The 20,856-nt window shown below is 34.9% G+C and carries 15 protein-coding genes; 10 read left to right on the forward strand and 5 right to left on the reverse strand.

Going from position 1 to position 20,856, the window contains the following annotated elements:
- Window positions 1-64 precede the first annotated feature (64 nt).
- On the forward strand, window positions 65-1,300 hold the full coding sequence (locus tag AB4865_RS10530; protein WP_372473260.1) for a M48 family metallopeptidase: 1,236 nt from the start codon (window positions 65-67) through the stop codon (window positions 1,298-1,300).
- 4 nt (window positions 1,301-1,304) lie between these two features.
- On the opposite strand, the gene AB4865_RS10535 is transcribed toward AB4865_RS10530, so the two are convergent.
- Complete coding sequence (locus AB4865_RS10535) at window positions 1,305-2,837, reverse strand: YdiU family protein (protein ID WP_372473262.1); 1,533 nt, start codon at window positions 2,835-2,837, stop codon at window positions 1,305-1,307.
- A gap of 164 nt (window positions 2,838-3,001) precedes the next feature.
- On the opposite strand from AB4865_RS10535, the gene AB4865_RS10540 reads away from it, so the two are divergent.
- From AB4865_RS10540 to AB4865_RS10565, 6 genes are all read left to right on the forward strand, one after another.
- Complete coding sequence (locus AB4865_RS10540; protein WP_372473264.1) at window positions 3,002-4,168, forward strand: serine hydrolase domain-containing protein; 1,167 nt, start codon at window positions 3,002-3,004, stop codon at window positions 4,166-4,168.
- Window positions 4,169-4,348: 180 nt separating this feature from the next.
- Window positions 4,349-5,968 (forward strand): S41 family peptidase, encoded by a 1,620-nt coding sequence (locus AB4865_RS10545; RefSeq protein ID WP_372473265.1) that lies wholly within the window; start codon window positions 4,349-4,351, stop codon window positions 5,966-5,968.
- 51 nt (window positions 5,969-6,019) lie between these two features.
- The gene (gene tgt, locus AB4865_RS10550; RefSeq protein WP_372473266.1) at window positions 6,020-7,150 is read left to right on the forward strand and encodes a tRNA guanosine(34) transglycosylase Tgt; all 1,131 of its coding nucleotides are present in this window, start codon (window positions 6,020-6,022) and stop codon (window positions 7,148-7,150) included.
- Window positions 7,150-8,229: an LptF/LptG family permease gene (locus AB4865_RS10555; RefSeq protein WP_372473267.1), complete on the forward strand. Its 1,080-nt coding sequence runs from the start codon at window positions 7,150-7,152 to the stop codon at window positions 8,227-8,229. The genes tgt and AB4865_RS10555 overlap by 1 nt, the downstream gene beginning before the upstream one ends.
- Window positions 8,216-9,112 carry a DMT family transporter gene (locus tag AB4865_RS10560; RefSeq protein WP_372473268.1) on the forward strand — a complete coding sequence of 299 codons (897 nt, stop codon included), beginning with the start codon at window positions 8,216-8,218 and terminating at the stop codon, window positions 9,110-9,112. Before AB4865_RS10555 ends, AB4865_RS10560 begins: the two co-directional genes overlap by 14 nt.
- Window position 9,113: 1 nt before the next feature.
- The gene (locus AB4865_RS10565; RefSeq protein ID WP_372473269.1) at window positions 9,114-9,611 is read left to right on the forward strand and encodes a hypothetical protein; all 498 of its coding nucleotides are present in this window, start codon (window positions 9,114-9,116) and stop codon (window positions 9,609-9,611) included.
- Here the strand turns inward: AB4865_RS10565 and smpB are convergent.
- On the reverse strand, window positions 9,608-10,060 hold the full coding sequence (gene smpB / locus AB4865_RS10570; RefSeq protein WP_372473270.1) for an SsrA-binding protein SmpB: 453 nt from the start codon (window positions 10,058-10,060) through the stop codon (window positions 9,608-9,610). The two genes, AB4865_RS10565 and smpB, sit on opposite strands and share 4 nt — an antisense overlap.
- A 218-nt stretch (window positions 10,061-10,278) precedes the next feature.
- Here smpB and eno point away from each other — a divergent pair, with 218 nt between their 5' ends.
- Together eno and AB4865_RS10580 are read left to right on the forward strand one after the other, a co-directional pair.
- Window positions 10,279-11,574: a phosphopyruvate hydratase gene (gene eno / locus AB4865_RS10575; protein WP_372473271.1), complete on the forward strand. Its 1,296-nt coding sequence runs from the start codon at window positions 10,279-10,281 to the stop codon at window positions 11,572-11,574.
- A gap of 342 nt (window positions 11,575-11,916) precedes the next feature.
- Window positions 11,917-12,279, forward strand: coding sequence for a CoA-binding protein (locus AB4865_RS10580; protein ID WP_372473272.1), 363 nt, complete (start codon window positions 11,917-11,919; stop codon window positions 12,277-12,279).
- A gap of 853 nt (window positions 12,280-13,132) precedes the next feature.
- On the opposite strand, the gene AB4865_RS10585 is transcribed toward AB4865_RS10580, so the two are convergent.
- Both AB4865_RS10585 and AB4865_RS10590 read right to left on the reverse strand, forming a co-directional pair.
- Window positions 13,133-15,667, reverse strand: coding sequence for an ATP-dependent Clp protease ATP-binding subunit (locus AB4865_RS10585; RefSeq protein ID WP_372473273.1), 2,535 nt, complete (start codon window positions 15,665-15,667; stop codon window positions 13,133-13,135).
- Window positions 15,668-15,814: 147 nt separating this feature from the next.
- Window positions 15,815-17,068 (reverse strand): DEAD/DEAH box helicase, encoded by a 1,254-nt coding sequence (locus tag AB4865_RS10590; RefSeq protein WP_372473274.1) that lies wholly within the window; start codon window positions 17,066-17,068, stop codon window positions 15,815-15,817.
- Between the two features lie 652 nt (window positions 17,069-17,720).
- On the opposite strand from AB4865_RS10590, the gene AB4865_RS10595 reads away from it, so the two are divergent.
- Entirely contained in the window at window positions 17,721-17,924 is a 204-nt protein-coding gene (locus AB4865_RS10595; RefSeq protein ID WP_372473275.1) for a hypothetical protein, read from the forward strand.
- A 208-nt stretch (window positions 17,925-18,132) separates the two neighbouring features.
- Here AB4865_RS10595 and AB4865_RS10600 read toward each other — a convergent pair whose 3' ends face one another.
- Complete coding sequence (locus AB4865_RS10600) at window positions 18,133-20,853, reverse strand: DEAD/DEAH box helicase family protein (protein WP_372473277.1); 2,721 nt, start codon at window positions 20,851-20,853, stop codon at window positions 18,133-18,135.
- Window positions 20,854-20,856 lie beyond the last annotated feature (3 nt).

A 20,856-nucleotide genomic window follows, 5' to 3' on the forward strand; every position in this document is an offset into this window, starting at 1 on the left:
GAATTTATCTTTTTCGAGAAATTTCCTATCAAATTTCTTAGTATTTTTGCCAAATTTAAAAATTATGACTGCAGCTACTCTTTTTTATATTATCGTTTCTATTTTTGTCATAGAACATCTATTAGATGAATTTATTGACTACAAAAATGCTAAAAATTTTAGTGCACCTATCCCAAAAGAATTGGAAGGCGTTTATAATGAAGAATCTTATGTAAAATCACAAAATTACAATGCTGAAACGTATCGTTTTGGTGTATTTTCTTCATGGTTTTCATTCGTTCTTACCTTGATTTTTTTACTTTGTGATGGTTTTGCCTATATCGATGAATTTATTAGACAATATTCTGATAATGAAATCATTTTATCATTACTATTTTTCGGAATCATCATGATTGTAACAAATTTGATAGGACTTCCATTTTCATATTATGGCACCTTTGTCATCGAAGAAAAATATGATTTCAACAAATCTACTCGTAAATTGTTTTTTATGGATTTTATCAAAGGGCAATTCGTTTCAATTCTTTTAGGAGGAATCATCTTAGTAGCTATTGTCTGGTTTTATCAACTAACAAAATCAGATTTTTGGCTTTATGCTTGGGGATTAATCAGTGGATTTACCATTTTGATGACCTTTTTATACACCAAACTTTTTGTACCATTGTTCAATAAGCAAACTCCATTAGAAGAAGGAGCATTGAGAGATGCTATTGAAAATTATGCAAAAAGTGTTGATTTTCAACTTAAAAACATTTATGTAATTGATGGTTCTAAACGTTCAACCAAAGCAAATGCATATTTTTCAGGATTTGGAAAAACAAAACAAATCACTTTGTATGACACGCTAATCAACGATTTGACTACTGATGAAATTGTTGCAGTATTGGCTCATGAAGTCGGTCATTACAAACGAAATCATATCATTTACAACATTGCAATAAGCACTTTGCAAACTGGATTTACATTGTTTATTTTATCATTATTCATTGAAAATCCAATCATTTCTGAAGCATTGGGAGTAAAAACTCACAGTTTTTATATAGGAATTGTAGCTTTTGGGTTGTTGTACAGTCCTATTTCTACCATTACAGATTTGTTTCAAAATGCTCTTTCAAGAAAATTTGAATACCAAGCAGATGATTATGCAAAAGAAACTACGCATCAACCCAACCATCTCATTAGTGCATTAAAAAAATTGTCTAAGGATAGTTTGAGCAATCTGACACCACATTCTTGGTATGTTTTTTTCAATTACTCACATCCAACTCTTTTACAGCGTGTGAGAAATTTGAAAAAATAATCCATTACGAACTGCATGACAGCATACTACAGCCCAATACATCATTATAATGTGTTGGGCGTTTTTGTTGAAAGTGTTCGTAGCGAGTTTCATACGGATTTTCAATAGCTTTTATCAGTTGGCATAGCATTTCACTATCACCATTTTCAACTCTTTGAATGCAATCATACAACAAATAATTTCTTAGAATAAATTTGGGATTGTGCGTTTTCATCAATTTTAAACTTTCTTCTTTTGTAATGGTATTTTGCTCTAATCTTGCTAAATATTCATCAAAAAATTGATTGATTTTTTCTCTATCTATTTTCTCTTCAGATAAATAAGAAGTAGTAGCTAAATTTTGAATTCCAGTTTCTCTTGCTTTTTCCAACTCTACAAAAAACAATGTGTAATCCATTTCCTCGGACAACATCAAATGTTGCCAGCGAATAAAAAACTCTTCATCTGAAACTTTTACCCCATCAAAACCAAACTTTTTTGCCAACATTTCATCATGTTTTTTCCAAAAGTTTTTACCGAATTTTTCCAATATATTTTGTAGAAATTCCGCATCGTTTATCAACGGAAACAACGCGTTTGCCAATTGCCACAAATTCCATTGAGCCATTTGTCCTTGTTTCCCAAAAGCATATCTTCTACCAGGCAAATCGGTGGTGTTTGATGTAAAATTCAAATCGTATTCTTCGAGCATCGCAAATGGTCCATAGTCGATGGTTTCGCCTAAAATCGACATATTGTCTGTGTTCATCACACCATGTACAAATCCCACTCTCAACCAGTTGATAACCAAATCCAATGTTCGCTCGGCGATTTTTTCAAACCAAAGAGCGTATTTATTAGGTAAATTTTGTTCTATTTCTGGATAATAATTTTCAATGGTAAAATCTGCCAAATTTTTCAATAAATTTTCATCCGATTGCAAACTCGCAAATTCAAAATGTCCGAAACGTAAAAAACTTTCACTTGTACGTAAAACCACAGCTCCATTTTCCTCCTGAGGATTGCCGTTGTACAGCATATCCCTCACCACTTTTTCTCCTGTAAAACAAAGACTTATCGCACGAGATGTAGGTACTCCCAAATGATGCATTGCCTCGCTCATCAAATATTCACGCAAAGACGAGCGAAAAACCGCTTTTCCATCGGCATGGCGAGAATAAGGTGTCAACCCAGTCCCTTTCCATTGCAATTCATAAATTTTTCCAGATTCATTAGAAATTTCTCCTGCATAAATGGCACGACCATCGCCCAACTGCCCTGCCCAATTTCCAAATTGATGTCCTGCATACGCTGTGGAATACGGTTGAATAGTATCAGGCAAATCATTCCCTACCAAAAACGGAATTTCATTTTCAGAAAACGATCCTAAACCGATTTCATTAGCCAATTTCTGATTGAAAAGCACCAATTTAGGAGAAGTAAAATTATGAGGTACAACCCACGAATACAACACATTAGGAGTTTGTCTTGGATAGGGATTGAGTGATTTATCTCCTGGAAACTGAAAAAATCTTTGAGTTATTTGATGTGTGTTCATTTAACGTATGAAAAAAAAATTCAATAAAACCTTGGTTTTATTTGTTGTTGAGCTACAAAAGTATAAAAAACTGAGAAATTAGTTTTAAAATACGACTTGATTGATTGACAAATTCAATGATAAGCCCTATTTTTGCACTTAACACAAAAAAGAACTATCCGATAATGAAAAAAATAATCCTTGCACTATCCTCACTTTCACTTTTATTATTTTTCTGTAATCAGGAAAGAGCTGTTACAGATCCACCAAAAACGAATAAAAACACACAATTTCAAATACCTTTTCATTCGGTTTCTGCAAAGTATAAAGTAGAAAAACGTATGGCTATAGAAGAATTTTATGAAAACGAAATCAAAGATAGCTATTGGGGTGGTATTTTGGTCGCTAAAAATGGTGAAATTCTTTTTGAAGACTATCAAGGATATGCCAATTTTGAAGAAAGAATCAAATTTGACAAAGATACTCCGATGCACGTTGCCTCTGTGGGAAAAGTAATTACAGCAGTAGGTATATTGCAATTGGTGGACAAGAAAGCATTGACATTAGACCAAAAGGTAAGTGATATTATCGAAGGATTTCCGTACGAAAAAATCACTGTTCGCATGTTACTCAATCATCGTTCGGGCTTGCCAAAATATGAAAATTTTGCTGATAAAAAGTTGTGGGACAAAAAGAAAACCATTTACAACGAGGACGTAATTTCTATTCTGAAAAACAAAAAACCTCCGTTGATGTTTACTCCAAATACCAAATTTACATACTGTAATACCAATTATGTATTGTTAGCCTCAATTGTAGAAAAATTGACCAATAAATCGTTCCAACAAGCAATGGAAACATTGATTTTCAAACCTTTGGAAATGAACAACACCTTTGTAATGGACGATTTATCAAAAAAATGGGAAGTAACACAATCTTATGACCGCTACAACAAACGCATGCGTTGGGACTATATGGACGGTACGTATGGCGATAAAAATATTTATACTACGCCACGAGATTTACTGAAAATGGATCTGGCATTGTACTCTGATAATTTTTTGAGTAAAGAATTAAAAACACAAATGTTTAAAGGATACAGCTATGAAAAGATAGGAAAGAAAAACTACGGTTTGGGAATACGTATGGTAGAACCCACCTATGCAGATGACGATTTGTTTACCTTTCACAACGGTTGGTGGCGAGGAAATAAGCCTTCGTACATTACTTTGAGAAAAGACACCGTAACAATCATCTGTTTCGACAATAGAAACACAGCCAAAGCCTACAAAGCCAAACACCTTGCAAAAGAATTTGGTAGATTTTCGTTCTTACAAAATGATGAAGAGTAATAGAGAGGTTGAGATTTTAATCAACACGAACTTTGTCAAAGTTTCTAAACTTTGACAAAGTTTTTATCTTTTGAAAAGAATATACTTTGAAGACACTTTATTTTCAAATTAAAAAACAGGGCAGATTACAAATTTCTTACACTACATTGTTTATAAACTATAAACAACATAAATAAATTTATGAAAAAAGTACTACTTTTAATTTGCACAACAACTATTTTTTTTGCAACCGCATGCAAATCTTTTGACCGAAACAAACATTTGCAAACTGAAATACCCGTTGAAAAATTAATCAAAGACATCAATTATGTAGAAAAAAACTTGTTTAAAATGCATCCTAAAGTGGATTGGTACATTTCTAAAGAACAACTTTCTGCCGAATTTGACTCTTTACGTGCTTCACTAAAAAATCCGATGAAACCCAACGAGTTTTATTTTGTCATTGCTCCTACAATTGCAAAAGTAAGACAGGGACACATGCGTTTGGCTCCTATACACCATACCTATGACAAAGCTCAAAAAAAGAAATACAAACGCTCTGAAAACCCTATGTCTAATATAGATTTTATCTATCAAAACGATAAACTCTATATCAAAGATCACTTTAGAAAACATCCTAATGACAGTTTGCTCACCATTGGGTCTGAAGTATTGGACATCAACGGTCTAAAACCTGTATCTCTGTACAATAAATACGAATCTACCATCACTGCCGACGGTTATGTAAAAACGATGCACCCTTATTATTTTGCTCGCATTATCAACCAATTGTATGCTTTTGAATTAGGATATCAAGATAGTTTGAGATGGACTTTAAAATGTGGAGATTCTATTTTTCAACATACGACCTATCGAATATTTCGCAATGATGATTTCGTCCCTCCTTACAAAGCAAAAATGGATTCTATTTACAAATCTTTGACCAAAGAAGAACGTAAATTACGCAACAAAAGACTGGACGAAGAATACAGTACTCGATATAAAAAAAATCGTCAGTACGGTTGGGATTATAAACGAAAAGTATATAGTAAAGAATTGAGCTTTCCAGTTGTCAAAGACAGCACTGTAGCTGTACTTACCATCCGAGATTTTACCAAAGGAACTTACAGAGTATATGATGAAATTTTTGACAAAATAAAGGAAAAAGAAGTAGAATATCTCATCATAGATTTACGAGATAATCCAGGTGGACGATTAAAAGAACTGCATACATTGACCAAGTATCTAAATGACGAACCATTTACCTTAATTGATTATCCGACGGTAAATTCTCAACTCTATTTTTTTCACAATTTTAGACAAAAATCACCTGTATTTTACACCTTAGCAGGACCAATTGTTGGAACTTATGGATTGATTCATTCGATAACTAAGACATTTAAAGATAACGAAGGAACTTGGCGTGTAGCTATGCCCTCAGCAGAACTCACCGATCCCAAACCAAATGCATACAAAGGAAAAATTTATGTCATAACCAACGGAATGACTTTTTCGGCTGCATCAATTTTGGCTGCCCATTTAGAAGCAAAGAAAAATGTATTAATGGTTGGTGAAGAAACAGGTGGTACCTACAATGGAACAGTTGCTGGACAAATGCCTGAGTTGAAACTACCACATTCCAAATTGAATTGGCGTTTGGGCTTGATGACTATTGCTCCGAGTAACAAAAAAGAAGAAGGAAGTGGTGTGCAACCTCGAGTTCCCATCACTCGTACGGCCGAGCAATTCTTTGATGATATCGACCCTGAAATGGATTGGATATTGAGAGATATTTTCAAACAAAAAAATAGAAAGAAATAACAAATATAGTTTTCGTATATTTGCCAACCTAAATCAAACGATATTCGCATTATGCAATTTGAATTATTGAGTACTGATCCACTTTCGTCTGCACGTGCTGGAAAAATCACAACCGCACATGGCGAAATAGAAACACCTATTTTTATGCCCGTTGGTACAGTGGCAACTGTAAAAGGTGTACACCAAAGAGAATTGAAACAAGACATCAATCCCGATATTATTTTAGGTAATACCTACCATTTGTATTTACGTCCAAAGACAGAAATTTTGGAAAAAGCTGGTGGTTTGCACAAATTTATGAACTGGGATCGCAATATTTTGACAGATTCGGGTGGTTTTCAGGTATATTCGTTAGCTGGTAGAAGAAAAATCAAAGAAGAAGGAGTAAAATTCAAATCGCATATCGACGGTTCGTACCACTTTTTTTCTCCAGAAAATGTAATGGAAATTCAGCGTAGCATTGGTGCAGATATTATCATGGCTTTTGACGAATGTACACCTTACCCTTGCGATTATCGCTATGCCAAACGTTCGATGCACATGACCCATCGATGGTTAGACCGCTGTATTGCTCACTTGGAAAAAGTTCCACCAAAATATGGTTATGAACAAGAACTTTTCCCAATTGTACAAGGCTCTACTTACAAAGATTTACGAGCTCAATCTGCTGAATATATTGCCAATGCTGGTGCATTTGGAAATGCCATTGGTGGACTTTCTGTAGGTGAACCTGCTGAAGAAATGTATGCAATGACAGAGGTGGTAACCAACATTTTACCAAAAGAAAAACCAAGGTATTTGATGGGAGTAGGTACACCTATCAACATATTGGAAAATATCGCTTTGGGTATTGATATGTTTGATTGTGTGATGCCTACACGTAATGCACGAAATGGAATGTTGTTTACCGCTGAAGGAATTATCAATATCAAAAACAAAAAATGGGCAGATGATTTTTCGCCTATCGACCCAATGGGAATCACGTGGGTGGATACAGATTACTCAAAAGCCTACCTACGTCACTTATTCGTTGCCGATGAATATTTGGGAAAACAAATTGCAACCATTCACAATTTAGGATTTTACATGTGGTTGGTAAGAAAAGCACGAAAACAAATTTTAGCTGGAACATTTTATGCTTGGAAAGAGCAAATGGTTAAAAAATTAGCAACAAGATTGTAATGAAACTCATAGATTGGTATATATTAAAACGTTATTTAGGAACATTCTTCGTATTGTTCCTAATGTTTATACCTATTGCCATTGTAATCGATGTCACTGAAAAAATCAACAAAATATTGCAAAATGAAGTTCCGATGAGCGAAATCATCAAATATTACTTTGATTTCACCATTTATTTTGCCAATATATTATTCCCAATCTTTTTGTTTATTTCTGTTATATGGTTTACCTCAAAACTTGCAAATAACACCGAAATTGTCGCTATTCTGAGTTCGGGTATTTCTTACACCCGATTTTTACGACCGTATTTGATTGGTTCTACGATTATTTCTATTATGGCATTATTGATGGGATTGTTTATCGTTCCTAAAGCCAGCGAGGGATACAATAACTTTAAATTCAAATACTTAACAAGAAGTCAAGCCAGAGCCAATGCCAATGTGTACAAACAAATTGCACCAGGAGAATATATCTATATTAGCAATTTTGATTACGACATCAAGTTGGGATACAACTTTACTTTGGAAAAATTTAAAGAAAATTCCAACGAATTGGAATACAAAATCGAAGCCTATCAATTGAAATACATTGATACTTTGAGTCAATATCGACTGACTAAATATATAAAACGTACTATTGGCGAAAAAGACGACCTCATTGAGACTCATGATGAAATTACAATGCCTTTCAATTTTGAAGTGGACGATTTGACTCCGACTATTTATGCGGCAGAAACCATGCAATTGAAGGATCTGAATAACTTTATCGAAAAAGAAAAAATGCGTGGTTCGCCCAACATTGGGTTTTACGAAGTAGTAAAATACCGAAAATACAGTGTTCCTGTTTCGGCGTTTATTCTTACAATCATCGCAGTAGCTGTTTCGTCTATGAAGCGAAGAGGAGGCATGGGAATCAATTTGGCAATAGGAGTAGCTCTTGCCTTTTCGTATGTATTTTTCGATAAAATATTTGGCACATTGGCAGAGGCATCCAATTTTCCACCCTTATTAGGAGTATGGATTCCAAACGTTCTCTTTGGTATATTAGCAATCTACCTATTAAAAAATGCTAAACGATAATCTCAAAAACCAATTTCACCTACATTTCATCGTATTTATTTGGGGGTTTACTGCCCTTTTAGGTGATTTAATATCATTACAAGCACTCCCTTTAGTGTGGACACGTATCCTCATTGCAATTGCTTGTATTTACGGATATATTTTATTCAAAAAAAAATCTATTTTACTTTCAGGCAAAACCATTGCCCGATTGATGCTATATGGAATCGTCATTGCCTTGCATTGGTTTACTTTTTTCTATGCAATAAAAGTATCTAATATCTCTATTACTTTGGCGTGTATTTCTACCGGAGCATTTTTCACTTCCCTACTCGAACCTATCTTTTTTAAACGAAAAATGGTGTGGTATGAGGTGTTTTTAGGTTGTTTGGTAGTATGCGGATTGGTCTTGATTTTCAGTTTTGAAACTCAGTATATCGAAGGTATAATTTTTTCTTTAATTTCAGCTTTCTTGTCAGCTTCCTTTTCTATCATCAATGGAAAACTGGCAACACAACACGACTCTGTTATCATTAGTTTTTACGAATTAATTGGTGGTTGGTTGTTTTTAGGTATCTTGATGCTGGCTTTCGGACAGTTTCAATGGGAATTTTTCCAATTTCAACCCTTAGATTTTCTATGGTTGTTTATTTTGGGGAGCATCTGCACCGCGTATCCATTTATTGCAACGATAGATATTATGAAATATTTGTCGCCCTATACCGTCATGCTTTCAATCAATATGGAACCCATTTATGGGACTATTTTGGCAGTATTAGTATTTCCAGAAAAAGAAATGATGACAGCGGCTTTTTATTTGGGAGCTTTGATTATCATTGGCACAGTGATTTTAAATGCGTATTTCAAACAACTGTCAAAAAAGAAATTAGTAAATACTAAATGATATGTGGGAATATCTACAATTTTTATGGAAATCTACCAATGAACACGGCGTTCATTCACCATTTGTATTTCAATTTTTAACAAGAGGAATTTATGATTTTCCGTTAAAAAAACAGTATGTTCATCCAAGAGAAAGATTGTTACAATCGGCAGTATACTATTTTCAACCAAAAACTATTTTTACAACAAGTAACTCATTTCCTTACAAGTTAAACGTTTTGACCTCAAATGACATTTTATCCTCTGATTTTATCATTTATTATGAGGAAAACAATCGTTTAACAATAGATGAAATCCTCGAACAATTGACACCTCATCAATTATTGTGGATTGTACCCACAGACAACCGAAAAAACATACTATCAAAAGCAAAAAAAAATCCAACAATCACATTGACTGTGGATTTTTTTCATGGAATTTTAGTTTCAAAACGTACCGAACAACTCAAGCAAACCTTTTATTTAAGAAGCTTTCGATATTTTGGAGATTTTAAAATTTAAAACCTATTTTTCAATCGATCCAATTGTATTTTGGTATCACGTTCCTTGATAGTTTCGCGTTTATCATGCAATTTTTTACCACGAGCGAGAGCAATTTCCACTTTTGCCAATCCTTTTTCATTGGTAAACAACCTTAATGGTATAATCGTCAATCCTTTGTTTTGAACACTTTTTTGCAGAGATTTCAACTCTTTTTTATTGAGTAATAATTTTCGTTCGCTTTTAGCTTTGTGATTGTAATGCGTACCAAAAGAATATTCCTCAATATGCGAATTTATCATAAACAATTCACCATTATTAAACTCACAAAAACTATCGGCAATACTCGCTTTTCCCAAACGAATGGATTTGATTTCTGTTCCAACCAAAACAATTCCTGCGGTATATTTTTCTAAAAATTCGTATTCAAATTTTGCTCGTTTATTCTGAATATTTACATTCTTTTGCATGATACTTTTACTTTAAAATGAAATAATTTCCCTTTGATTATAATCAAAAAGACAACAAATATAGCAAATATTCACATTGAATAATCGTCCTGCCTCCTATTTTTCTATTTAAGAGAAAAATTAGTTGACAAATTGATATTTTTCGTTGATGAGATTATATAAAATCCAAACATTTAACTATTTTTGCAGAAAATATTTTTCAACTCAATAAATTAAATATGAGCACAATTGTAAAAATTCATGCCCGTCAGATTTTAGATTCACGCGGAAATCCTACTGTAGAAGTAGATGTAATCACAGAAAATGGAGTGTTAGGTAGAGCTGCAGTACCATCTGGAGCATCGACTGGAGAACACGAAGCCGTAGAACTAAGAGACGGTGGAAAACATTGGATGGGAAAAGGTGTACTCAACGCCGTAAACAATGTAAATGAAGTAATTGCAAAACATATTGTAGGATATTGCGTTTTTGAACAAAATGCTATCGACCAATCGATGATCGAATTGGACGGAACGCCAAACAAATCAAACATTGGTGCAAATGCGATTTTAGGTGTATCGTTGGCTGTGGCAAAAGCAGCTGCAAACGAATTGGGAATGCCTTTGTACCGCTATGTTGGTGGAGTTTCGGCAAACACTTTGCCAGTGCCAATGATGAACATCATCAACGGAGGATCGCACTCAGATGCTCCTATCGCTTTCCAAGAATTTATGATTATGCCGGTTTTGGCAAAAAGTTTTACTGAGGCAATGCAAATGGGGACTGAAGTATTCCACCACTTGAAAAAAGTATTGCACGACAGAAACTTGAGTACTGCTGTTGGTGATGAAGGAGGTTTTGCTCCAAACCTTGCAGGAGGAACAGAAGACGCATTGGATTCTATCAAATTGGCAGTAGAAAATGCGGGTTATGAATTTGGGAAAGACATCATGATTGCTTTGGACTGTGCTTCATCAGAGTTTTACAATCGCGGATTGTATGATTATACAAAATTTGAAGGTGTAAAAGGTATTGTGCGTACATCGAAAGAACAAGCAGAATACTTGGCATCTCTTTGCGAGAAATACCCAATCATCTCAATCGAAGACGGTATGTACGAAGACGACTGGGAAGGATGGAAAATATTGACAGACAAAATCGGTGATAAAGTACAATTGGTTGGAGACGATTTGTTTGTAACCAATGTAGAACGCTTGGAAAGAGGAATCAATAAAAATACAGCCAATTCAATCTTGATCAAAGTAAACCAAATCGGAACATTGACAGAAACGATTGCTGCGGTAAATATGGCTCACAATGCGGGATACACATCAGTAATGTCGCACCGTTCGGGAGAAACAGAAGACAACACCATTGCAGATTTGGCAGTAGCATTGAACTGTGGACAAATCAAAACAGGATCGGCTTCTCGTTCAGACCGTATGAGCAAATACAACCAATTGTTACGCATCGAAGAAGAATTGGGTACTGTAGCTTACTATCCGCAAAACAAAGCATTTAAAGTAAAAAGATAATTGTAGAAAACTGCTCGAAAGGGCAGTTTTTACTTTTAGATTTAGTATATTGTATATTGTATATTGTATATTGTATATTGTATATTGTATATTGTATATTGTATATTGTATTATGATAAAATTTCATAAATAACACTATATTATCCTTAAAAGCGTAGCATCTCAGATTCTCAATGTTGAAAAAAAAGCTTTGAAGTTATATGGTTAAACAAAAAACTATTCACAATATCATAAAAATTAAAGTATATTTTTAATAATACAAATGTTCAATTTTGATAAAATAAGTAAAATACAATTCTACAATTTACATTATACATTTCAAAATCAAATCACACAAAAATCATGAAAACACTTGTCTTAGGAGCGTCTGAAAAACCAGAACGCTATTCAAACAAAGCCATCAAAATGTTAAGAAGATATCAACACGAAGTAGTGGCAATCGGAAACAAAGTAGGAACTGTAGAAGGAGTAGAAATCCATAAAGGAATGGTCGATTTTAAAGATATTCACACCATTACACTCTATATGAATCCAAAAAATCAAATACCTTATTACGATTATATCCTGAATTTACAACCCAAACGAGTAATATTTAATCCAGGTACAGAAAACCTTGAATTACAATCACTTTTACAACGAAACAACATTGCTTTTGAAGATGCTTGTACTTTGGTACTCTTGAGTACAGACCAGTACGAAAGATAAAATGCTTTTATAAAAAATGAGTAATGAGAAGAAATTAGTAAATAGAAAAATTGTTTCAAATTTGAACAATGAATCTATGATTTCTCTAAAAAGCGGAAGCTTCTCTGTTTTCTAAAAAGAAAATCGCTGTTTCTTGGTTGTAAAAAGCGGAGATGTAAACATTCTCCAAAAATTGTTTTGAAGTTGTATATTTAAACACAGCTCAACTCATAAAATCTGGGAAAACTTCTCGTCCCATACCGTCAAAATTTTCAAAACATTCGGAGACTTCTTTATCGTAATAGAGTTGATAAAACTCTTCCTATTCTAAATTAAAAAATCCACAACCTGTCAAAAGTACCAACGAAGCTACAAAAAACATGCTTTTAATCATAATATTATTTTTTCTATTCAAATTCTCTCCTTTCATTCCATAAATATAAACAAAGTAAATGAAACCCAATTAATCCTATTACAAAAGGAAAAACGAATATTTGAAGGACAATATTGTTAATAACATTTATAAAAAGTCTTAAAATGAAATGTACAACTGACAAAGATGCTGATATGATAGTATAACTACATACGATTCTGTAGAATAAAGCAAAAAGAATAAAAGACAAGTTTTGCATTTGAGCATTTTGCTTTTCGCTTTTGAATAAAATAATAAAATGCTAAATGTATCAATGAAACAGCAGTAAAACATGGAGCTATAAATTCTTTTCCATCATCCAAAGCTAAAAATACATAGCCAATCATCAATGTAAATACCAATGACAATAACATAAAGTATATAGCTTTTCTTTCCACATTTCAAAGGTAAAACAAAAAACCAAACCATCAAAAGTTGATGATCTGGTTTTTGATTGAAACATTATTCTTGAACCACAGTTTCTGAGGTAGTAACCATTGTCAATTCTTCTTTTTCTGGATGTTTGTCCAAAACGATTTTTGCATTTTCTTTGATGGTACCATTGACAATTTCCTCTGCCAATAAATCTTCGATGTATTTTTGCACTGCTCGTTTCAAAGGTCTGGCTCCGTATTGCTTGTCAAATCCTTTGTCGGCAATGAAATCCATCGCAGCGTCAGTCAAGGTCAAATCATAGCCCAATGCTGCCACTCGCTTATACAATTTGTCGATTTCTATGCGAATGATTTTCAAAATATCTTCCTTTTCCAAGCTATTGAATACAATCACATCGTCGATACGGTTCAAAAACTCTGGAGCAAAGGCTTTTTTCAAGGCACTCTCTATCAATGATTTTGAAGCCTCTTCTTGTTGAGCTTGTTTGCTCTTTGTTCCAAATCCGATACCTGTTCCAAAATCTTTCAACTGACGAATACCTACATTGGAAGTCATGATAATCACCGTGTTTTTGAAATCTACTTTTCTTCCCAAACTGTCGGTCAGATGTCCGTCGTCCAATACTTGCAACAACATATTGAACACATCGGGATGGGCTTTTTCTATTTCGTCAAACAATACAACACTGTACGGCTTACGGCGAACTTTCTCTGTCAATTGTCCTCCTTCTTCATAACCTACATACCCTGGAGGTGCACCAATCAATCGAGAAACAGCAAATTTTTCCATGTATTCACTCATATCGATACGAATCAACGAATCTTCTGAATCAAATACTTCTTTTGCAATTACTTTTGCCAATTGTGTTTTACCTACTCCCGTTTGACCTAAGAAAATAAACGAACCAATCGGTTTGTTTGGATCTTTCAATCCCGTGCGGTTTCTTTGAATCGCTTTGGCAATTTTTTCTACAGCAGCATCCTGACCAATTACTTTTCCTTTTATAGCCTCTGGTAGGTTTTTCAATTTATTCCCTTCAGCCTGAGCAATTTTGTTCAATGGAATACCCGTCATAATCGACACAACATCGGCAATATCCTCTTCGCTTACAATTTCTTTATGCTCTTTATTTTGTTTGTTCCACTCGTCGATGGCTTGTTGCAATTGAGCCGAAAGTTGCAATTCTATAGTTCTATGCTCTCCAGCTTCTTGATAGTTTTGCGTATCAACAGCTGCTTTTTTCATTGCTTTTACCTCCTCAATTTTTTGTTCAAGGTCGATAATATTTTGAGGTGTTTTGATGTTTTTGATGTGGATTCTTGCTCCAGCTTCATCCATCGCATCAATTGCCTTGTCTGGCAAGAATCGATCGCTGATGTAACGGCTGGTCAATTTCACGCACGCTTCCACAGCCTCTGGCGTATAGATTACTTGGTGGTGTTCTTCGTAAGTTTCCTTGATGTTGTTCAAAATCGTAATCGTATCTTCAATTGAAGTCGGTTCTACAATCACTTTTTGAAAACGACGCTCCAATGCACCATCTTTTTCGATATACTGACGGTATTCGTCCAAAGTAGTCGCACCGATACATTGGATTTCACCCCTTGCCAATGCTGGTTTGAACATATTTGACGCATCCAACGATCCTGCCGAAGCTCCTGCCCCAACAATGGTATGAATTTCGTCGATAAACAAAATGATGTCTGGATTTTTTTCCAACTCGCCCATTACGGCTTTCATGCGTTCTTCAAACTGCCCACGGTATTTCGTCCCAGCCACTAAACTTGCCAAATCCAATGTTACCACACGTTTGTTGAACAACACACGAGACACCTTTTTCTGTACGATACGCAACGCCAATCCCTCTGCAATAGCCGATTTACCAACCCCAGGTTCACCGACCAACATAGGATTGTTTTTCTTTCTACGGCTCAAAATCTGAGAAACACGTTCGATTTCTTGCTCACGCCCCACTACAGGGTCTAATTTTCCTTTTTCAGCCAAAGCGGTCAAATCGCGACCAAAGTTGTCTAAAACAGGCGTAGCAGGTTTCTTTCCAGACGATTTATCAATCGGTGGAAGATTGTGGCTAAAACCTTCTGATTCCTCTTGGTTGAACGAATATTGTGGAGAAGAAAACGAATCCGAAGCCATATTTGAACTTTCGTTTTTCATGATTTTTTCGCAAGATTCGTAGTCCACACCAAATTTTTTCAACAAAATAGTTGACGGATCATTATCGGTACGCAAAATAGACAACAACAATAAGTCAGTATCGATTTCGTCTTTTTTGTACACTCTTTTTTCCAAATTGGTTCTCTTTAGAGCCAATTCGGCTTGTTTGTTTAGATTGACATGTCTATTTTCATTTGCAAACACATTTTCTTCATTGTGCTGCAAAATACTTTTAAAACGACTCTCCAAACCTTCGATATCCACATTCAACGCACGCAAAATTTGCATGGCTTTATGTTCATTTTTAGAAAGTACCCCCAGCATTAAATGTTCGGTACCTATAGTATCGTGATTCATTTGAGTAACAACCAACCTTGCATAGTTCAGCACGCCTCTCAATTCTTCTGAAAAATGTTCTATATCCATAGTTTTATTTTATTTTTCCATCTTTTTTATTTACAAAATGCATTCCTTAATAGCAAAAACTGACGAAATGTCGGAGATTTTCTCCCTCAGAGGTTTAATTGTTCCTCAAGTGTTTTTTCTCCTTCGGAGTATAACAGTCAAAGTCCTTTAATACCACCTCTTTTTATTCTTTTTAGAAGCATCTGATTTTCTAGATTTGCTGCCGTTTTTAGGGGCATTGCCAAATCCTTTTCGATAGTCTTTTTTCGCACCAGTTACTGGCTCTTTCCACGGATACGGATTGTCTTTGACTACTTTTACCTGCAATCTAATCAATTTTTCAATATCATGCCAATATTTTTTTTCATCTCGCCCTACAAAACTCAAAGCCAAACCTTCGTTTCCTGCCCTACCCGTACGACCGATGCGGTGTACATAAATTTCAGGAATATTCGGAATATCAAAATTGATTACCAAAGGCAAGGCATCAATATCTATTCCCCTCGAAGCCACATCCGTAGCTATCAAAATATCCGTTTGTCTGTTTTTGAAATCTTCCAAAATTTTCAAACGCATACTTTGCGATTTATCACCGTGCAACGCCGCCGCTTTGTAACCATTTTTTTCTAAAAATTCTGCCACACTGTCCGCTCCTTGCTTAGTACGGGTAAAAACGAGCATATTTTCAAAGTCCAACTGTTGCAAAACATAGTGCAATAACTTCCTTTTATCCTCTTTTTCAACCATATACACCTTTTGATTGATCAATTGCGAAGTATTTTTAGCCGAATTGAGCGTAATATGCACCGCATCAGAAATAAATTCCTCAGCCAATTCACGAATAGGCAAAGGCATTGTTGCCGAAAACAACATTGTATGACGGTTGGTCGGACTCAATTTGATGATTTTTTTCACATCGTTGAGAAAGCCCATATCCAGCATCAAGTCCGCCTCGTCTATAACCAATTGATGCATACCGTCGAGCGAAATATGTTTTTGTTTGTACAAATCCAAAAATCTCCCAGGGGTCGTAATCAACACATCTACCCCTTCTTTCAGAGCATCAACTTGTTGATTTTGTGCCACTCCCCCATAAAGAACCAGCGTACGAATTTGCGTATATTTTGCCAATTCGTCAAAATTTTCAGCAATCTGAATCGCTAATTCTCTCGTAGGCGACAGCACTACAGTACGGATTTGTTTACGCTTTTTTCCCGACCCTACAATGCGGTGAATATTGTTTATAATCGGTATAGCAAACGCTGCCGTTTTTCCAGTCCCCGTCTGAGCACACGCCACCAAATCCTTTTCATCAAGCAAGACAGGAATCGCCTTTGTCTGAATCGGCGTAGGCTCGGTATAGTTCAAATCTTTGACAGCTTCCAACACATTATTGTTCAAAGAAAATTGTTCAAAAGTCATGTTAGTTTTCGATTTATTTACGCAAAGATAGTGTTTTATTTTTTAATGATTTTCGTTTGGGCGTATCCCTTCCCCTTCCTCCTATCGTCGTCGGTACAGGGTCGGGCTGTACGCTATATCTTTTGTGAGGCAATTGACTCACAAAAGGATGCCGCTCCCATCCCTTACGCGGTATTTTTTTTATAGTTTTTCGTGTAGTTTTATATTTTCAAAGGAATAGTTTTCTATTCACAAAGAAGTAATTTACTACGTACATTCCGATAGTTCCCAATAGTTATGAGAACGGGACAAGCCCTCGAGTCGTGGCAAAAAATAAAAAAACACCATAGGTGTAAATCTGAAGTAAAAAAACTCAAAAAATTGTAAATCTACAAAAAATCAATCAAAAAAAATGAAACAAACTATCATGATATTTAGCATTTTGCTTTTCGCTTCTACAACCTCAGCACAGCTATCCAATAAAATGGGTATCAGTGCAGACTAAACCTATCGCAGTAGAAATGTAGTAGGAATAGGATTAGAATACAGAATCAGCGAAATAAAAGAACCGGCATTCAACCTTGCCGGAAGGATATTATATACCCAAGTCAATCAAAAGTCGGTAATAGTACCCGAATTTAGAGTAGATTACAGTGTCGGCTATTTGTTATATTTGGGTACATCCATTACGCCCTATGCGATAGAACCAAGAGTTGGTATCAATTTGCTGAATGCGATTGTTATCCACACAGGATATGCCCTCCCAACAGAGAACAAAAAACAATTCAACGGTATCACATTCGGAATCAGATGGAATACACCTATGCGTAGTCAAATACATCAAGGTTTTACGATTATTTCCAAATGGGACCTTTAACGAATTTCAAAAACACTGATTCCATAGGCGTTTTCTTCTATTAAATAAATTTCTTTTTGATCTTGGTCACGGTAGAAATTTTCAAACTAATTGCCTTCTATTTTCTGACAGTTTTAAAATTGTACTTTAATTTTGTCAAAAAAAACTTCGCCAAAGTTCAAAATGCTTTGCAAACTTTGGCGAAGTAGGTATTTGGTTGAAATTTTTATTACATTCCCTTTATCAACTCTTTGGCTTTTTCTAAGGTGTAAGCTCCTTTTATGGGCTTGTTTTCAAAAATCATCATATAAACAAAATCTTGTCCTGCTTGTCGTTCCCATTCTGTGCCTAATCTGCATTTTGCTTCACTATCTGAGCCGTCTAAATAGTCACCTTTGGCTTCTATTAAAATAATTTTTCCAGATTTGGTTTTCATTATAAAATCAGGGTAATACCTAGATTTAAAACCGTTGATAAAGAACCCTTTACCGTTACCTTTATCTAAGTTGCGATGCCAAAACAAAATATTTTCAGATGTTCCTATTTCCATTGCCACTTTTTCCTCAAAATTATTCATACTGCCTTCTTTTTCATAGAGCGAATTGGCAATGTTGGAACTGATATCTTTAGGTACAATTTCTTTACTGAACACCCACTGACTTTTCGTGTAAATTCTTTTGGATTTTAGCATATCATTGAAAAGGACTTCGGCATAATTGCTGGCTAATTGACCAATTTTGTGCTTGAAAATTTTTTTATAACTCTCTTTTCGTGCTATTACATCTCGCAATTGTTCGTCTTCCATAGCGTCTAAAACCCTACTGATGTACTTTTTAATTTCTTGGTCTGCAATGGGATACATATTGCCAATAATATTCACAATTTGATGTGTAATATCTTTTATCTGCTTGTCTTTGGGTTGCGAAAAAATGTATTTAATCACATCATCTTTAATCGAATTTTCTTCTATTTTAGTAAAACTTGGTCGGTAATCTTCATTGGTTATTTGTTCTAAATCCACTTTGTAGAGTTCTGCCGAAATTTTCTCAAAATCAATCTTTATATCTTCGGTAGACAATTTAAAATCTTTGAGTAAAGATTCTCGATTGAGTAATACTTCACTTGTTCCAAATAAATCACTTCCTTTTGTTTGAATAAAAAACTGTGGTATTGACACGTCTTTTATAGCTTCCTTTTTTGAATTTACTATTTTATATCGCTTTACTCTATCACCCATCTCTTCTATGTTTTCATTTATTGGTTCTTTTTCCAATTGTTTGATTTGAAATTCCATTTGTTCGGCTTGTTCTTTGGAAATGGCATCTATGGTTTTTAATACTTCATTCTCTTCCTCTGTTGCCGAATGTGTATTTTCTTCTTCATTGGGATTGAATGAAATACGAGTTAAATCAATTTCTTCAGATTCATTAACCGTTTCAGTTTTTGTTGGTTCGTTTTGTTCAGGAAAAAGTACCGATTGAAAGGCTTTTTCTGTTTCGATGGTTTTGGCTTCTTCTGGCATTGTGTCTATCTTGCGATAATCTTTTTCGCTAAATCCCGACTCTTGCAATCCTTTGACGATGCTTTGTAAAGTTTCGTTAAATCGCACCGAAGCAGTGAGTACATACGATAGATTGAGTTGATAATTTTGATGTTTTTGTACATACGGTTGTCTTAAAACCCTGCCTAAAATCTGTTCTACATCTACTCTGCTTGATTTGTCTGCCAACGAAGCCAAAATATAAGCAAACGGACAATCCCAACCTTCTTTCAAAGCGTTGATGGTAATGATGTATCGCACTTCACAGTTTTTACTCATTAGATTGATACCTTTAAGCTCGTCTATACTGGCAGTTTTTATTTTGATTTGTTGCTCTGGAATACCGAGTTTTAGCAATTGTTCCTTTACTTTTTCAAAAGTGGTATTGTCGTCTTTGGTTTTGGGTTCGGCCTGAAAAAGCACTATCGGACGAATATATTTTCCGCCGTTGGCTTCTTGGTTTTTGGCAAGCGATTCCAATTTGCGTTGTAGGTGCAATGCATTATTGATTACTTCCGTTTTGTCGTAGCTATTGTAAACAATCACAGGGAGTTTTACCATATTCTCTTTTTTGAGTTCTATGGCAGGAACAAAACTCACGATGTTGCTATTGTTTTTGGGTGTAGCCGTAAGGTCGAGAATGAGGGACGGATTGAGGTTTTTGAGCATATCTACACTCAAATCACTTTCTGCATTATGACTTTCATCTAATACCACCACAGGATTGAAATATCTAAAAACATTTATCAATGCCGTAGGGTCTATATTAGATAAAAGATGTCTATCGTTTTTGTAGTGAGCCACAAAACTTTCCAACTGACCATTTTCTTGATATACTTTTCGGTCGTTTTTGTTTATTTTCTTTACTAATTCTTCATTATTAGCATCTTGATTATCAGAATTAATTTTGGTTTTTAAACTAGCATAACTCATCACCACAATGCTGAGTTGCTCTTTGACCACAGACGGATTGAAATTTGCCCCTTGCAACAAATCTTCTTTTTGATAAACTTGTACACGATGGTTAAACAACGCATTGAGTTTCTGACGATATGGATGTTCTGGATTTGACAAGGCATTGACCGTTTGTTGTAATAAATTGCTCCAAGGCACCAGCCAAATAACCACTTTGGGATGATGCGGATTAAAAGCCGAAAAAATGGTATGCAAAGCATTGACCGCGATAAAAGTTTTACCTCCAGCAGTGGGTACTTTTATACAAATATGAGCTGCATTGGGTACATTGTTTTTATAAGGTTCCATACCCGTGCCGTCCAATGGGTTGTATGCACCTATCTTGTCTTCCCAATATTGATTAAAGGCTTTTGGAAGATTTTGATATTTTTCCACATATTCCAAATAGGATTGGAGGTTTTCTATTACTTTTCGTTGGTAACTTTTTAATTCCATTTT

This window comes from Capnocytophaga sp. ARDL2 (genome assembly GCF_041530365.1).
Taxonomy (GTDB): Bacteria; Bacteroidota; Bacteroidia; order Flavobacteriales; family Flavobacteriaceae; genus Flavobacterium.

Bases quoted from the DNA above. Each gene is read 5' to 3' on its own strand.
- AB4865_RS10530 (WP_372473260.1), top strand. From the start codon at position 65: ATGACTGCAGCTACTCTTTTTTATATTATCGTTTCTATTTTTGTCATA.
- AB4865_RS10535 (WP_372473262.1), bottom strand. From the start codon at position 2,837: ATGAACACACATCAAATAACTCAAAGATTTTTTCAGTTTCCAGGAGAT.
- AB4865_RS10540 (WP_372473264.1), top strand. From the start codon at position 3,002: ATGAAAAAAATAATCCTTGCACTATCCTCACTTTCACTTTTATTATTT.
- AB4865_RS10545 (WP_372473265.1), top strand. From the start codon at position 4,349: ATGAAAAAAGTACTACTTTTAATTTGCACAACAACTATTTTTTTTGCA.
- tgt (WP_372473266.1), top strand. From the start codon at position 6,020: ATGCAATTTGAATTATTGAGTACTGATCCACTTTCGTCTGCACGTGCT.
- AB4865_RS10555 (WP_372473267.1), top strand. From the start codon at position 7,150: ATGAAACTCATAGATTGGTATATATTAAAACGTTATTTAGGAACATTC.
- AB4865_RS10560 (WP_372473268.1), top strand. From the start codon at position 8,216: ATGCTAAACGATAATCTCAAAAACCAATTTCACCTACATTTCATCGTA.
- AB4865_RS10565 (WP_372473269.1), top strand. From the start codon at position 9,114: ATGTGGGAATATCTACAATTTTTATGGAAATCTACCAATGAACACGGC.
- smpB (WP_372473270.1), bottom strand. From the start codon at position 10,060: ATGCAAAAGAATGTAAATATTCAGAATAAACGAGCAAAATTTGAATAC.
- eno (WP_372473271.1), top strand. From the start codon at position 10,279: ATGAGCACAATTGTAAAAATTCATGCCCGTCAGATTTTAGATTCACGC.
- AB4865_RS10580 (WP_372473272.1), top strand. From the start codon at position 11,917: ATGAAAACACTTGTCTTAGGAGCGTCTGAAAAACCAGAACGCTATTCA.
- AB4865_RS10585 (WP_372473273.1), bottom strand. From the start codon at position 15,667: ATGGATATAGAACATTTTTCAGAAGAATTGAGAGGCGTGCTGAACTAT.
- AB4865_RS10590 (WP_372473274.1), bottom strand. From the start codon at position 17,068: ATGACTTTTGAACAATTTTCTTTGAACAATAATGTGTTGGAAGCTGTC.
- AB4865_RS10600 (WP_372473277.1), bottom strand. From the start codon at position 20,853: ATGGAATTAAAAAGTTACCAACGAAAAGTAATAGAAAACCTCCAATCC.